Source organism: Halomonas stenophila (assembly GCF_014192275.1).
Taxonomy (GTDB): domain Bacteria; phylum Pseudomonadota; class Gammaproteobacteria; order Pseudomonadales; family Halomonadaceae; genus Halomonas; species Halomonas stenophila.
On the sequence record NZ_JACHXR010000004.1, the window covers coordinates 326,483 to 341,088 of the forward strand.

Annotated in this window: 16 protein-coding genes and 1 pseudogene; 3 read left to right on the top strand and 14 right to left on the bottom strand. The window is 67.9% G+C overall.

Annotation, left to right across the window (positions count from 1 at the left end):
* Positions 1-64: 64 nt before the first annotated feature.
* The 3 genes from FHR97_RS20515 to FHR97_RS10015 form a co-directional block, all read right to left on the bottom strand.
* Positions 65-199 carry a hypothetical protein gene (locus FHR97_RS20515; protein WP_281380467.1) on the bottom strand — a complete coding sequence of 45 codons (135 nt, stop codon included), beginning with the start codon at positions 197-199 and terminating at the stop codon, positions 65-67.
* On the bottom strand, positions 196-2,718 hold the full coding sequence (locus tag FHR97_RS10010) for a heavy metal translocating P-type ATPase (RefSeq protein ID WP_425486078.1): 2,523 nt from the start codon (positions 2,716-2,718) through the stop codon (positions 196-198). Before FHR97_RS10010 ends, FHR97_RS20515 begins: the two co-directional genes overlap by 4 nt.
* An 85-nt stretch (positions 2,719-2,803) precedes the next feature.
* A complete protein-coding gene (locus FHR97_RS10015) occupies positions 2,804-3,211 on the bottom strand; it encodes a heavy metal-responsive transcriptional regulator (RefSeq protein WP_183383646.1) in 408 nt (135 codons plus the stop codon).
* 394 nt (positions 3,212-3,605) lie between these two features.
* Between FHR97_RS10015 and FHR97_RS10020 the strand changes: the two genes are divergently transcribed.
* Positions 3,606-4,328 (top strand): cytochrome c biogenesis CcdA family protein, encoded by a 723-nt coding sequence (locus FHR97_RS10020; RefSeq protein WP_183383647.1) that lies wholly within the window; start codon positions 3,606-3,608, stop codon positions 4,326-4,328.
* Between the two features lie 48 nt (positions 4,329-4,376).
* Complete coding sequence (locus FHR97_RS10025; RefSeq protein ID WP_183383648.1) at positions 4,377-4,985, top strand: class I SAM-dependent methyltransferase; 609 nt, start codon at positions 4,377-4,379, stop codon at positions 4,983-4,985.
* On the opposite strand, the pseudogene FHR97_RS10030 reads toward FHR97_RS10025, so the two are convergent.
* Positions 4,954-5,154, bottom strand: a pseudogene (locus FHR97_RS10030) (MerR family DNA-binding protein); the annotation flags it as partial. The gene FHR97_RS10025 and the pseudogene FHR97_RS10030 overlap by 32 nt on opposite strands.
* On the opposite strand from FHR97_RS10030, the gene FHR97_RS10035 reads away from it, so the two are divergent.
* On the top strand, positions 5,150-5,842 hold the full coding sequence (locus tag FHR97_RS10035; RefSeq protein ID WP_221187766.1) for a DUF2254 family protein: 693 nt from the start codon (positions 5,150-5,152) through the stop codon (positions 5,840-5,842). The pseudogene FHR97_RS10030 and the gene FHR97_RS10035 sit on opposite strands and share 5 nt — an antisense overlap.
* 20 nt (positions 5,843-5,862) lie before the next feature.
* Here the strand turns inward: FHR97_RS10035 and FHR97_RS10040 are convergent, their stop codons facing one another.
* The 10 genes from FHR97_RS10040 to ispF form a co-directional block, all read right to left on the bottom strand.
* Positions 5,863-6,018 (bottom strand): DUF1328 domain-containing protein, encoded by a 156-nt coding sequence (locus FHR97_RS10040; protein ID WP_183383650.1) that lies wholly within the window; start codon positions 6,016-6,018, stop codon positions 5,863-5,865.
* Positions 6,019-6,147: 129 nt separating this feature from the next.
* A complete protein-coding gene (gene lpxL, locus FHR97_RS10045; protein WP_183383651.1) occupies positions 6,148-7,050 on the bottom strand; it encodes an LpxL/LpxP family Kdo(2)-lipid IV(A) lauroyl/palmitoleoyl acyltransferase in 903 nt (300 codons plus the stop codon).
* 60 nt (positions 7,051-7,110) lie between these two features.
* Positions 7,111-8,232 carry an alanine racemase gene (gene alr / locus FHR97_RS10050; protein ID WP_183383652.1) on the bottom strand — a complete coding sequence of 374 codons (1,122 nt, stop codon included), beginning with the start codon at positions 8,230-8,232 and terminating at the stop codon, positions 7,111-7,113.
* A gap of 208 nt (positions 8,233-8,440) precedes the next feature.
* A complete protein-coding gene (gene rpoS, locus FHR97_RS10055; RefSeq protein ID WP_183383653.1) occupies positions 8,441-9,430 on the bottom strand; it encodes an RNA polymerase sigma factor RpoS in 990 nt (329 codons plus the stop codon).
* 117 nt (positions 9,431-9,547) lie between these two features.
* Positions 9,548-10,654, bottom strand: a complete 1,107-nt coding sequence (locus FHR97_RS10060) for a peptidoglycan DD-metalloendopeptidase family protein (protein WP_183383654.1) — start codon at positions 10,652-10,654, stop codon at positions 9,548-9,550.
* A complete protein-coding gene (locus tag FHR97_RS10065; RefSeq protein ID WP_246403904.1) occupies positions 10,647-11,624 on the bottom strand; it encodes a DUF368 domain-containing protein in 978 nt (325 codons plus the stop codon). The genes FHR97_RS10060 and FHR97_RS10065 overlap by 8 nt, the downstream gene beginning before the upstream one ends.
* Positions 11,621-12,256: a protein-L-isoaspartate(D-aspartate) O-methyltransferase gene (locus tag FHR97_RS10070; RefSeq protein ID WP_425486079.1), complete on the bottom strand. Its 636-nt coding sequence runs from the start codon at positions 12,254-12,256 to the stop codon at positions 11,621-11,623. Before FHR97_RS10070 ends, FHR97_RS10065 begins: the two co-directional genes overlap by 4 nt.
* Before the next feature lie 16 nt (positions 12,257-12,272).
* Positions 12,273-13,019: a 5'/3'-nucleotidase SurE gene (gene surE / locus FHR97_RS10075; protein WP_183383656.1), complete on the bottom strand. Its 747-nt coding sequence runs from the start codon at positions 13,017-13,019 to the stop codon at positions 12,273-12,275.
* Positions 12,994-14,112 carry a tRNA pseudouridine(13) synthase TruD gene (truD, locus tag FHR97_RS10080; RefSeq protein ID WP_183383657.1) on the bottom strand — a complete coding sequence of 373 codons (1,119 nt, stop codon included), beginning with the start codon at positions 14,110-14,112 and terminating at the stop codon, positions 12,994-12,996. Before truD ends, surE begins: the two co-directional genes overlap by 26 nt.
* Complete coding sequence (ispF, locus tag FHR97_RS10085; protein ID WP_281380469.1) at positions 14,105-14,593, bottom strand: 2-C-methyl-D-erythritol 2,4-cyclodiphosphate synthase; 489 nt, start codon at positions 14,591-14,593, stop codon at positions 14,105-14,107. Before ispF ends, truD begins: the two co-directional genes overlap by 8 nt.
* Positions 14,594-14,606 lie beyond the last annotated feature (13 nt).

Below are 14,606 nucleotides of genomic sequence, written 5' to 3' on the forward strand. Positions count from 1 at the left end.
CATGTGGTGTGCCGCATCCTTTCGTTAAGCCAATGAAGGTTTAGTCCTGGTCAGCACGTTTCCTTTACTCCTCGCGCCTCTTTTTGAAAAATAGATATTTGACGAGCGCAGCAATGCCAAGTACCAACGCAACAATCAGCAGGATGGAAATCAGCCCCATCCCTGCCATCCCCCATGTACATGCTTCGCTTCCCATCATATTGATCTCCTGGCTGCTTTCACCGCTTGAGCTTGGTGGACCTGACCCGCCTGGGGCTCACCGCTTGTCACTGGTGAAGTGTCATCGATATCCGGCGTGAAGCGGCGTAACCGCAGCGAGTTGGTCAGCACGAAGACGCTGGAGATGCTCATGGCGGCAGCCGCCAGCATGGGGTTGAGCAATACGCCGACGAGCGGATAGAGCACGCCCGCCGCCACGGGGATCAGTGCCAGGTTGTAGCCATAGGCCCAGACGAAATTACCGATAATGGTCCGGTGGGTACGCCTGGAAAGCGCCGTGGCATTGACGATGCCCCGCAGGTCGCCACGCATCAGCACCACATCGCCGGCCTCGATGGCAATATCGGTCCCGGTGCCGATCGCAATGCCCACATCGGCCTGGGCCAGGGCGGGTGCATCGTTGATCCCGTCCCCCACGAAGGCGACACGCTTGCCCTCCGACTGGAGGCGCCGTATCTCCGCCGCCTTCTGATCGGGCAGCACCTCGGCGAGGATCCGCTGGATACCGACCTGCCGAGCGATGGCGTCGGCGGTGGCCCTGTTGTCGCCGGTAAGCATGGCCACCTCCAGCCCCTGCGCCTTGAGCGCCGCGATGGCCTCGGCCGAGCCCGCCTTGAGCGGGTCGGCCACCGCGATGACCGCGGCGAGCCGGCCGTCCACCGCGGCATAGAGCGGGCTCTTGGCGTCCTCGGCAAACGCCTTGGCGCGTGCCTCCGCCTGGCCGAGCTCGATCCCCAGCCGGTTCATGTAGCGATCGGCTCCCACGTGAAGCCGGTGACCGGCGACGTCGGCCTCGATACCGTAACCCGGCTCGGCGCCGAAATGGCTGACGGCCGGCAGCTCGAGTCCACGCGCCCTGGCGCCGCGCACGATGGCCTCGGCGATGGGGTGCTCGCTCTGCGCTTCCACCGCGGCGACCAGTCGCAGCACCTCGTTCTCGTGGCCGTCGATCGCTTCGAAGTCGGTCAGCTCGGGGCGACCCCGGGTCAGGGTGCCGGTCTTGTCCAGCACCACCGTATCCATCTTGGCCAGCGTCTCGAGCGCCGCGCCCTTGCGAAACAGCACCCCCATCTCGGCGCCCTTGCCGGTGCCGACCATGATCGCGGTCGGGGTGGCCAGGCCCATGGCGCAGGGGCAGGCGATCAGCAGCACGCTCACCGTGGTGACGAAGGCGAAGGACAGGGCCGGGGGCGGCCCGAAGGCGAACCACACCCCGAAGGTGATCAGGGCGATGGCGATGACCGCGGGCACGAACACCCCGGCGATCTTGTCGGCCAGTTGCTGGATCGGGGGCTTCTCGGCCTGCGCTGCTTCCACCATCCTGATGATTTGCGACAACAGCGTGTCACCGCCGACTCGCGTCGCACGGAAGGTGAGCGCCCCGTTCTTGTTGATGGTGCCGCCGACGACTTCGGCCTCCTGCTGCTTGGCGACCGGCACCGGCTCACCGCTGATCATCGACTCGTCGACGTAGGAATGGCCTTCCTCAACGACGCCGTCCACCGGGATGCTTTCCCCCGGGCGGACCAGGAGGCGATCGCCGGGCACGACGGCTTCGATCGGCACCTCGACCGTTTCATCGTCGCGAACGAGGCGGGCGGTTTTCGCCTGCAGTTGCAGGAGCTTCTTGATCGCCTCGGAGGTGCGGCCCTTGGCGATATGCTCGAAGTAGCGTCCCAACAGGATCAGCGTCACGATCACCGCCGCCGCCTCGAAGTAACTCTCGGCGGTACCGGTGGGGAAGAACCCGGGCACCAGCAGGGCGGCAACCGAATAGAAGTAGGCGGCGCTCGAGCCGATCATGACCAGGCTGTTCATGCCCGGATTGGCGTGCCGGAGCTCGGCATAGCCGGCACGATAGAAGCGCGCCCCGGCATAGAACTGCACGGGCGTGGTCAACAACCACTCGATCCCCATCCAGCCTCGATGCGGCATCAGGCTCGATAACAGCGCCTCCAGCGCCGGGATCATCTTGCCCATGGCGATCAGGACCACCGGGATCGTGAACACCGCAGCGAGCAGGACCCGGTGGCGAAGCCGTCGTTCCTCGCGATCCTCGTCGTCCGCCGGCTGTGGCGCCTCGGCCTCCTGCGGCTCATAGCCCGCCTCCCGAATGGCATGATGGATGCGCGACGACGACACGGCCCCCGGCAGGAAGCGAACGAAGGCTTTCCGGGTGGCGAGATTGACGCTCACCTCGACCATGCCGGGCAGCTTCCCGAGCGCTCGCTCTATCCGCGAGACGCAGGATCCGCAGCTCATGCCGGTGACGGGAATGTCGAGGCTCTCCACCACCGGCTGATAGCCCGCCGTTTCGATGGCGTCGAGCAGGCTGGCCGTCGCGGTGCCTCCTTCCACCTGGATCGCCGCCTTCTGCGTGGCCAGGTTCACCCGAGCGTCGACCACGCCTGGCTGCTGGCCGAGTGCCCGCTCCACCCGCCCGACACAGGAGGCACAGGACATGCCGCGAATCTCGATATCGACGTTTTCCGCCATCATTGCGGTCTCCCCACTTGGTTCTTCGCCGGCCCGGCATGCGAGTCTCGGGGCCCCAGCGTTACGCCGCCGGAGGCGACGACGTCGATCATTCGGCCTTCTCGGCGATGGCCTCGACGATCGGGCAGCCTTCCTGCATCGGCCCTTCACCCGTGCACTCGGCAAGGGTTCTCGACAGCACGGCCTCTATCCGCGAGAGATGCTTGATCTGCTCGCGGATCTTGTACAGCTTCTCTGCGGCGATGCGCTTGGCCTGCGCCCGGTCGCCGTTGGCATCCTGGAGGATCAGCAGCTCACGGATCTCGTCGAGCGTGAAGCCCCACTGCTTGGCGTGAACGATGAATTGCAGCCTGGCCACGGCATCCAGGGGATAACGCCGGTAGTTGGCGTCCGTCCGCTGAGGGACGGGCATGAGCTTCTCTTTCTCGTAGAAGCGGATCGCCTGGCTGGCGACCCCGCTACGTTCGGCAAGCTCACCGATACTGAGTGTTTGCATGGCTTCACCTCAACACTGTGACTCGGAGCTTCCGGCCGCCCGGGGTGGACTGCCTGGTTCAATGATCGAGGCTTCGGTCAGTCCCGCTGGCACGCGACGTCGGCAGGGCGTCTTCATCCCGTCCTCGGCGGCGCACACTCTGAAGTCTCTGAGGGTGACAGCGGAACAATGAAGCCGATCAGGTACCGGGCACAATAACCTTTAAGTCAACTTTAAGGCCAAGGGCTTCCGGGGTGCTTGATATTCGCTTGGATTATATTGTTAGCCAAGGATTCGTAGTTGACCTTGAAGTGGACACAACCTTTAGAATCATCCGCTGAACCGAATGCGAAGCAGGCCGCCGGCCACAGGCGTGGTTCGCGTCTCGCATGTTGTCCCCAGGAAGCGTAACGCCTTGGAATCTCTCTCTTCTATCGGTTTGATCGGTGCCTTCGCCGGCGGGTTGGTCTCCTTCTTCTCGCCCTGCACGCTGCCACTGCTGCCGGCCTACCTGTCGGTGGTCACGGGCGGTAGTGCCGGCAAGGCCGACAGGCGGCTGGAGGCATTGATCCTCAGCGTCTTCTTCGTCTTCGGCTTCAGCATCGTGTTCATCCTGCTGGGGCTCGGCGCGAGCGGTATCGGCCAACTGATGCGGGGGTATCGCCAGGAATTCAACTGGGTCGCCGGCTCGGCGGTGATCGTGCTGGGTCTGTTCATGACCGGTGTGTTCCGGTTGTCGCTGTTCCAGCGCACTCTACAGTTCACACCGAACGTCCAGGGCGGCTCCCCGCTGTCGGCGACGGTGTTCGGGGTCTCCTTCGCCATCGGCTGGACGCCCTGTATCGGCCCCATCCTGGGCGCCATCCTGATGGCCACCTCCAGTGCCGCCAGTGCCCAGGCCGGCATGCTCTATCTCAGCGCCTACTCGGCGGGCCTGGCGCTGCCCTTTCTCGCCAGCACCCTGCTGATCAATCGATTCGCGATGCATCGGCAAAGTCTGGGGAGGTGGAGCGCCTATGCTCGCCCGGTCGCCGGCACGATCGTGATCCTGATGGGCCTTGCCATCGTCTCGGGCACCATGACGCGGCTCTCCAGCATCATGGTCGACCTTTTCCCGTCCCTGGCGACACTGGGATAGCCCGGCCGTATATCGGTCATGCGACAACCACACTGACGGCGGTCCCTGATGTCCTTCTACGAGAATCACGTTTTGCCACACCTCCTCCACCTGGCAGTGGTCGAGCGCCAGCGGGCGGCAGTGGTGCCGCAGGCGCGAGGCCGGGTTCTGGAAGTGGGCATGGGGTCCGGGCTCAACCTTCCCCACTACGACCCGCACCAAGTCGAGTTGGTGTGGGGGCTCGAGCCCTCCGAAGGCATGCGCCGCAAGGCGCGCCACAACGTCGCTGGCGCACCCTTCGAGGTGCGCTGGCTGGATTTGCCCGGCGAGGAGATCCCCCTGGAGAGCGACAGCGTGGATACCGTGGTGCTCACCTACACCCTGTGCACGATCCCGGACGGGCTCCGCGCGCTCGAGCAGATGCGTCGCGTGCTCCAGCCAGGCGGCCGGTTATTGTTCTGCGAACATGGCACGGCACCCGACGAGGACGTGCGGCGGTGGCAGGACCGCGTCAACCCCCTGTGGTGCAAGGTGGCGGGTGGCTGTAATCTCAACCGCGACATACCCGAGCTCATCGGGCACGCCGGCTTCGGTATCCAGCGGATGGAGACGGATTATCTATCGAAAGTCCCGCGGTTTGCCGGTTTCAATTTCTGGGGGAGCGCGGTTCCTCGTTGATAAGGCCCATATGTAATGATGCGATCAGTGGGCAGGAGATGCTTCCCTCCTGCTCATGATATACATGTACCAGTTCGGCGATCTCGTCCAGGCTGAAGCCCAGCCGCTGTCCGGTTTTGACGAAGGTCAGCCGTGCCACGTCGGCCATGCTATAGCGGCGGATACTGCCGGGAGGCCGCGCCGGCTACCTGCAGAACGCCGATCTCGGCGCCCTGGCCCGGCTGGCCGGCCGGCTCGACGGCGTGGTGCACCTGAACTTCCGGTTCGGCGACTATGTGGTCCAGGGCCTGCTGATCCTGCATATCGAGGCCGCCACGGCGCCGAGCGACGACTGGTGCCAATCGGCGCGGGCCACGCTGAGCTACCTGGAGGGGGAATCGGTGGCCGAGCACTACGTGCACGGCCTGACCCAGTTGATGGAGATGGCGGTCAAGGCGCTGTCGCCGGGCATCCACGATCCCGGCACCGCCCGACTGTGCGTGCATCGCCTGACCGACCTGCTTGGCCTGCTCGGCCACCGCCTGCGCTGGCAGCCCAGCAACACCCTGTTGGACGAGGAGGGGCAACGGCGCGTGACCCGGCCGCTGGAAGGCTTCGACGACCTGCGGCACCGGCTGTTCACGCCGATCCTGCACTATGGGGCCGACGATCAGAGCACCGGCCTGGGGCTGCTCAAGGCGGTGAAGAGCCTGTCGCTGTTCGCCGGCGACGCTGAGCGGGAGGCGCTGCTGGCCTTCGCCGAGCGGGTGGTGGAGACCCTCGCCCGCGGCGCCGACCATCCGCTGGGCCGGGAGTTCATCGACGCCCGCCTGACCACGGGCGAGCATCGACTCGACCTGCCTCCCGCCTGCCAATGATCGGTGACAGCCGGCAGGCGTCAGCGCCGTCCGCGGATCAGCGTCACCACGAACAACACCAGAAACAGGATGAACAGGATCTGGGCGATGGTCGCAGCGATGCCTGATATGCCACCGAACCCCAGCACCCCGGCGACAATGGCAATAATCAGGAAGATCACGGCATTGCCTAGCATGGGTATCTCCTTGCCTGAAGGCGCGAGGCGACGCCTGGAGCGACGCCGCTCCTCGAAGCCTCGTCAAGCCCGGGGCAATCGTCAATTCCAACGTCACGTGATCCACTCGCGGGGACCTGACCCGGGGGCTCAGTAGAGCCTCGCCTCCCCTCGTGGCCGGGTCTTGAAGCGCCGGTGCAGCCACAGGTACTGCTCGGGATGGCGGCGGATGGCGGCCTCGATGACGGCATTGACCCGTGTGGCGTCGGCCACCTCGTCGCCGGACGGGAAGTCTTCCAGGGGCGGCAGGTACTCCAGGGTGTAGGTGCGACCGTCCGGATTGCGGTGGAAGATCAGCGGCATGACCGGGGCCCCGGTCATGCGGGCGATCTTGGCGGTGAGCTTGATGGTCGCCGCCTCGATGCCGAAGAAGGGCGCGAACACGCTGGCTTCGCGGCCGAAGTCCTGGTCCGGCGAGTACCAGACGTTGTGCCCGGCCTTGAGCCGGCGCACCACGCCGCGCAGGTCATGACGATCGATGGCCTGGCCGAAGATCCGGCTGCGGGCGCGGGTCATGAAGCGTTCGAACAGCGAGTTGTCGTGGGGCCGATAGACCGCGTCGGCGGGGAAGAACAGGGAATGCAGGGCGCCGCCCAGGTCCAGGGTGGAGAAGTGGATGCCGATGATCAGCACGCCCCGGCCCTGTGCCTGAGCCCGGGCCATGTGCTGCTGGCCCTGAAAGGTCACCCGATGGCGCAGGTGCTCGGGATCGCGACACCAGCCGGTGGCCGTCTCGAGCAGGCCGATGCCGTTGGCGATGAAGGTCTCGCGCACCAGCGCGGCCTGCCGGTCGGCGTCGAACTCCGGGAAGCACAGCCGGATATTGGTCTCGGTGATGTGCCGGCGCCGCTTGGCGAATCGCCAGGCGGCCAGGCCGATCGCCTGGCCCACCCACAGCTTGAGGCGCCAGGGCAGCCAGGCACCGAGATGCATGGCGGCAATGGCCAGCCAGGTGGACCAGTAGCGGGGATGGGCGAAGTTGGGCTGGCTCATTGGGGGACAGACCCCCATCGATGACACCTGTCCATGGCAAGGCTCCTGATCGGCTGGCTCTCAATGGGGGTCTGTCCCCGATGGACCGCCATGATACCGCCTGGGCACCCGCGGCAGCACCCCGGTGAGCAGGGTGTAGCTGATGGTGTCGCAGTGGCGGGCCACCTCGTCCACCGACAGCACGCTGCCGGCGCCGGCCCGCCCCCACAGCACCACCTCGCTGCCGATGTCGGCCTCGGGGATATCGGTGAGATCCACGGTCAGCATGTCCATGGAGACCTTGCCGGCAAGCCCGGTGCGCCGGCCCTCGACCAGCACCGGCGTGCCGTCGACGGCATGGCGATCGTAGCCATCGCCATAGCCACAGGCCACCACGCCGATGCGCGAGGGCCGCGGCGTCCGCCAGCGCCCGCCGTACCCCACCGGCGCTCCCGCGGGCAGCTCGCGCACGGCGATGATCTCGGAGCGCAGGGTCATCACCGGGGCCAGCCGCCGACTGGCCGCATTGGGGGTCTCCAGCGGGTCGCTGCCGTACAGCATGACTCCGGGGCGGTTCCAGGCGCCATGGCTCTCCGGCCGGGCGAGGGTCGCCGGGGAATTGGCCAGGCAGGTGGGCGCCCCGAGGTCGGCGGCGAGAGCCTCGAGCAGCGCCGACTGGCGGCGGAAGTCGTCGCTGTCCTCGGCGTCGGCGGTGGCGAAGTGGCTCATCAGGTGCAGGTCACGGGCCTGCTCGGGGGCCGCGGCGAGCCGCGCCCACACCTCGGCCAGTCGCTCCGGGGGAAAGCCCAGGCGATGCATGCCGGAATCCACCTTGACCCACACCGGGATCGGTCGGGCCGGACGATACGCCAGCAGGGCGTCCACCTGCCAGTCGCTGTGCACGACCATCCACAGCCCCTGGGCCTCGACCAGCGCCAACTCATCGGCCACGAAGATGCCCTCCAGCAGCACGATCGGCGCCTCGATCCCGCCCTCGCGCAGCGTCAGCGCCTCCTCGAGACAGGCCACGGCGAAGGCCGGTGCGAGCCCCTCCAGGGCCCGGGCGCAGCGCACCAGGCCGTGGCCGTAGGCATCGGCCTTGAGCACCGCCACCGCCTGGCTGCGGGGGGCCAGGTCACGGGCCAGGCGGTAGTTGTGGCGCAGGGCGTCGAGGTCGATATCGGCACGCAGGGGACGGGCCATGGGGCACTCCGGGAAGGATCGTCTGGGGAAGATAGGCCAACCATTATTCTCCAGATTCATCGCCATTTCATGGCGTTATGTACCAAATTTTTTAAATAAAACAGAAATTAAAGCTGGGAAAAAGGCAACGCACAGAGAAAGCATCAAGCATAAATGCAAAAAGCCAGGACGCGGTCCTGGCTTTCCATGATCGTCGCCGGGGCGCCCGTTACTCGAAGATGGCGTCCAGGTCCAACCCCTGCTTGTCGAGCAGGCGCCTGAGTTTCTTCAGCGCCTCGACCTGGATCTGGCGGACCCGCTCCCGGGTCAGGCCGATCTCCTCCCCCACCTGCTCCAGGGTCGAGGCCTCGTGCCCGCGCAGGCCGAAGCGGCGCACTACCACCTCGCGCTGCTTGTCGGTGAGCTCGGCCAGCCAGTCGTCGACGTGCTGCTTGACGTCGCCGTCCACCAGGGTCGACTCCGGCCCCAGGTCGTTGTCGTCGGTCAGCGTCTCGATCAGCGGCTTGTCGCTCTCGCTGCCCACCGGGTAGTCCACCGAGGAGACCCGCTCGTTGAGCCCCATCATCTTCTTGACGGTCTCCACGGGCTTGTCGAGGTAGTCGGCGATCTCCTCGGCGGTGGCCTCGTGGTCGAGCTTCTGGGTCAGCTCCCGGGCCGCCCGCAGGTAGATGTTGAGTTCCTTTACCACGTGGATGGGCAGGCGGATGGTGCGAGTCTGGTTCATCAGCGCCCGCTCGATGGTCTGGCGGATCCACCAGGTGGCGTAGGTCGAGAAGCGGAAGCCGCGTTCGGGATCGAATTTCTCCACCGCGCGGATCAGGCCGAGGTTGCCCTCCTCGATCAGGTCGAGCAGGGTCAGGCCGCGGTTGAGGTAGCGTCGCGCGATCTTGACCACCAGGCGCAGGTTGGACTCGATCATGCGCGACCGCCCGGCGGGATCCCCCTTGCGGGCCAGGCGCCCGAAGTGGACCTCCTCTTCCGGCGTCAGCAGCGGCGAGAAGCCGATCTCGTTGAGGTAGATCTGGGTGGCGTCGAGGCTGTGATGGTAGTGCCGATCTTCCTTGCTCAGCGCCTTCTCGAAGGCCTCGTCGCTGTCGTCGGCCGCCCCCGCCTCCAGTTCGACCTCCTCGGTGGCCTCGTCCGGCTCGGCGGCCGTGTCCAGATCCACATCCTGAAGGTCCCGTTCAAGCATGCTCATCGATTGCTACCCCATGTTTGCTGCGGGGCACCGGATCATGCCCCCAACGATCGATGTTAAGATTTGTAATTATATGCTGCTCTCGCGTTGCAAGGCGTCATCCCGCGGCCCATCCATTCAACGCTTCGGCAGGAACTCCAGAGGGTCCTGCGGCTGACCGCCCTTGCGCACCTCGAAGTGCAACCTGACATCCTCGGCGTCGCTGTCTCCCATGGTGGCGATCACCTCACCGGCCTCGACCACGTCGTTCTCCTTCACCCTCAGGCTGTCGTTGTGGGCATAGGCGCTCAGGAACTGGTCGTTGTGCTTGAGGAGGATCAGGTTGCCGTAGCCCCTGACGCCGTTGCCGGCGTAGACCACGATGCCGGGGCCGGCTGCCTTGACAGGTTGCCCCTTTTGACCGTCGATATCAATGCCGGCGGTGACACTGCCCCCCTCGTCGAACGTGCCCACGACCTCGCCCTCGACGGGCCACTGCCAGGGCACCTCGTCCACCGGCGTGTAACGGCGCGGCTCGCTGGTCGGCGCCTCCGGCTCGCCGGCCACGCTGGCACCCGCATCGGCCTCGGCGGCCGGTGCCGCTTCCTGCGAGGCGGACTCCTCGGCCGCCTGCACGTCGCCATCGCTGGCCGTCTCGGCCGACGCCGAAGCCTCCCGGTCGCGACGCTCGGCCTGGTCGGCCTCGCTCAGGGTCCCGTCGGCGCCGGGGCTGTCAGGGTCGTAGACCGGACCGGGCCCATCGCTTTCCCCGGCATCATCACCTGCCTCGTCCGGCGCCTCCGCGCTCGCCTCGTCCTGGCCACCGGCGTCGGCGGCCGAGGCGTCGTCGGGGGCATCGGGCAGCAGCCAGTCCAGGGACTCGTCGGCGCCCTCGCCAGCGCCTTCGCTGGCGCCGAGCCCGGTGGCCACGGCGCCGGAACTCCCGGCCGTGCCGCTGGCCTCGCCCTCGGCGCGCCCCTCGCCGCCCAGCACCAGGGTCTGGCCGGGCTGGAGACGGTAAGGGGGGCCGATCTGGTTCAGCCGGGCCAGGTCGCGGTAGTCCATGTCATGGCGCCAGGCGATGCCATAGAGGGTGTCACCGGCCTGGACGGTGTATTCCGCGGGGGCGGAAGTCGCCCGCTCGGTGGACAGGTCCTGGACCCGGACCGGTTGCGCCTGCTGCTGGGACGCGGCGCAGCCGGCCAGCGTCAGGGCCAGCCCGGAAATCAGCAATACCTTATGCATCGGAGCCTTCCTCCTTGTCCTTGAGTGCGCCAGGGCGCGCCGAGGCGCCGGCGTCGCGATTGGTTCGACCGACCAGCCACACTAGGGCGGCACCGGTCAGCATCAGGGCCACCACGGCCGTCAGCTGGGCGGGCTCGCCGGTCACCGCGCTGAAGTCGCCCGGTGTCAGGTAACGGTAATCGAGGGGAATCATCTGACCACCCGGGGCGAGCTGGTAGCGTACCAGCTCCCGCCAGGGCCAGAGCATCGGCAACGAGCCGAGGATGAACCCCAGCAACAGCTGCAGGGTGGCGGTGTGGAAATGATCCAGCAACCAGGACAGCACCCGCGAGAAGACGAACAGGCCGATCAGGCAGCCCCCGCCGAAGGTCGCGATCAGCGCCAGGTCGAAGCCGCGGATGGCCTCCATCACGGTGCCGTAGAGCCCCATGGTCAACAGCAGGAAGCTGCCGGAGACCCCCGGCAGCAGCAGCGCACTGATGGCGATGGCCCCGCCCACCACCAGCACCAGGTCGGGGCTGCCGATCCGCGCCACCAGCGGCATCAGGGACGGCAGGCCATAGGCCAGCAGCAGGCCGGCCACCAGCGGCAGCACGTGCCACCAGCGCCAGTCGGCGGGATGGCGACCGACGACCAGCGCCGAGGCGGCCACCAGGCCGAAGAAGAAGCCGTCGAGCAGGCGCGGCTGGGCCTCCATCAGCCACACCACCAGGTGGGCGACGCTCACCAGGCTGGCGGCGATGCCGGCCAGCAGCGGCAGCAGGAACGCCAGGTTGAGGTGGCTCGCCAGCCCCGCCAGGCCACCGCGCCGCCAGGCGCCCAGGGCGCTCGGGCCGAACTGCTTGACGGTGTGGATGAGCTCCTCGTAGATGCCGGTGATGAAGGCGATGGTGCCGCCGGAGACGCCCGGCACCGCATCGGCGGCGCCCATGCCGGCCCCCTTGAGCACGAGTCCAAGATGACGCTTCAACGAATGACTCCTTCCAGCAGCGGCACGAAGCGCACCGGCTCCAGACGTTCTTTCTCGAATTGGTCCCCGCGGCGGCGCACCCGCATCAGCCACTGGCGGCCGTCCTTGCCCGCCACGGGGGCGATGATCACGCCGCCGTCGGCCAGCTGAGCGAGCAGCGGGATCGGCAGCTCACTGGCACAGGCGGTGAGCAGGATGACCGTGAAGGGGGCCGCCTCGGGCCAGCCGTGCCCACCGTCGGCCAGCCGCAGGCAGGCATTGTGCACCCTGAGCAGCCGCAGCCGCTCCCCCGCTCGACGGTGCAGGGCATTGATCCGCTCCACCGACCAGAGTTCCGTGACCAGCCGCGACAGCACCAGGGTCTGGTAGCCCGAGCCGGTGCCGATCTCCAGCACCCGCCCCCGCGCCTCCTGAATCACCAGCTCCGTCATGCGGGCCACGATCCACGGCTGGGACAGGGTCTGGCCATGGCCGATGGGCAGCGAGGTGTCCTCGTAGGCCCGGTGGGACAAGGCCTCGTCGAGGAAGAGGTGGCGTGGCTCGCTGGCCATCACCTCCAGCACGCGACGGTCGCCGATGCCCTGGCGGGCCAGGCGTTCGGCCATCCGGTCGCGGGTTCGTTGGGATGTCATGCCGACACCCCGGAGATCAGGTGAGCGCATCCAGCCAGTCCTGCACGTCGTCACGGGCCGCATGCCGGGTCAGGTCGGTCTGCAGCGGGGTAATGGAGACGAAGCCGGCCTCCACGGCGGCGAAATCGGTATCGGGGCCATCGTCGGCATTCTCGCCCACCGGCGCGATCCAGTAGCGCTTGCGCCCCCGCGGGTCCTGCACCTCCAGCGGCCGGGCCGCCGGCCCCCGGTAGCCGAGCCGGGTGACCCGGAAGCCTTGCAGCTCCGACCAGGGCAGGTCCGGCACGTTGACGTTGAGCAGGCTGCGCGGCGGCAGCGACAGCTGGTCGGCGGCACCGACCAGGCTCGCCGCCACGCGCCCGGCGGTGTCGAAGTGGCGGTTGCCAACCAGCGACATGGCGATGGCGGTCATGCCCAGGTTGCGCCCTTCCATGGCCGCGGCCACGGTACCGGAGTAGAGCACGTCATCGCCCAGATTGCCGCCGTGGTTGATCCCGGAGATCACCAGGTCGGGACGCTCCTCCCAGACACCGTTGACCCCCAGGTAGACGCAGTCCGCCGGAGTGCCGTCGACGCTGTAAAAGCCGTTCTCCAGGGCACTCAGGGCCAGCGGCCGGATCAGGGTCAGCGAATTGCTGGCCCCGCTCTTGTCACGGTCCGGGGCCACCACGCGCAGTCGAGCATGGGCAGAGAGGGCATCATGCAGGGCCCGCAGGCCCGGGGCATGGACCCCGTCATCATTGGACAGCAGCAGTCGACGCATCCGCGGCTCCTTGCTCTGGCCCCCGCGGGGGCGATTGAAAACTCAGGGTCGGGTGGGCGATCAGCTCGCGCAGCACCGCCGTGGCGAAGGCGCCCCGCGGCAAAGTGAAGGACAGCCAGGCATCGTCCTCGCCGGCTTCGAGTCTCGGGGCCTCCAGGCGCAGGCGCAGCGCCCGGCGCGCCAGGCGCACGCCGGCCCGCTCGAGCCCGGCGCAGAGCGCGGGGCAGGCCTCGGCCAGGGCCTGCTCCCGGGCCAGCGCCTCGCCCCGGGCCACCGAGCGCCCCTGCCCCCAGAGCACGCCGCTGGGATGGAGGTCGAGGCGTTCGGCACGCTCGACCAGGCTGGCGTCGAGGGTCTCGGCGACGAACTGGCTGCTCGAGCCGTCGAGGATCACCGCCTCCCCCGGCAGCGGGGTCGCCCAGTTGCCATCGACGATGCGCCCGGCGAGCAGGGTGTTGAACAGGTAGCTGCGCGCCGCCGAGAGCAGCATGCCGTCGCGGTCGTCGCGCTTGCGCCAGCCCCGCGCCAGCACGCTCACCGCGCGCTGCAGGTTGCGCCCGTCGGGGCCGAAACGCTGGGGGCCGAAGTAGTTGGGCACGCCATGGCGGCACAGCCAGTCCCAGCGCGCGGGCAGGTCCGGGTCGGCCAGGGCCTCGCCGGTCAGGCGCAGGCGGAAACGATTGGCGCGGTGCACGCCGCGCTTGAGCTTGCGCGGGTGCCGAGTGACCTCGAGCAGCTCGAGGGGCATCTCCGAGAGCCGCGCCACCAGGTCGTCGGGTGCCTCGCGACCGGCCAGGTGCACCGAGAACCACTGGCGGGTCACCGCCACGCGGTCCTTCATCCCCGCATAGCCGACCTGCCGTGGCGCGACCTCGCAGGCCCGGGCCAGCTGCTTGGCGACCATGGCGGTGGTCAGGTCGCGTTTCTCCACCCACAGCCAGAGATGCTCGCCCTGCCCCTCGGGGGCGAAGCCGAGGCATTCCTCCACCCGGAAGTCCTCCGCACGGGCACGATAGGCACCCGGGCGCGGCACCCCGAAGCGGGCGTCGAGCACCCGGGGCCAGTCCGGCGGCCAGTGGATCGCCTCAGCCATGGGCCGTCTCCCGGGCGACCAGCAGCACCACCGCCTCGGCGGCGACGCCTTCGCCGCGACCGGTGAACCCCAGCCGCTCGGTGGTGGTGGCCTTGACGTTGACCGCGCCGTTGGCCACGCCCAGGTCCGCGACGAGGTTCGCCGTCATGGCCGCGACATGTCCCGCCAGCCGCGGCGCCTGGGCGATCACCGTGGCGTCGAGGTTGCCGACCCGATAGCCGGCATGACCGACCAGCCCCACCACCCGACGCAGCAGGGCGCGACTGTCGGCGCCGGCCCAGGCCGGGTCGGTATCCGGGAAGTGGCGCCCGATGTCGCCCAGGGCGCAGGCCCCGAGCAGGGCGTCGCAGATCGCGTGCAAGAGCACATCGCCGTCGGAGTGGGCGATGAAGCCATGGCCGAAGGGAACGGCGACGCCCCCGATCATCAGGTGGTCGCCCTCGCCGAAGCGGTGCACATCGAAGCCGTGGCCGATTCGCATCATGCGGTGTGTC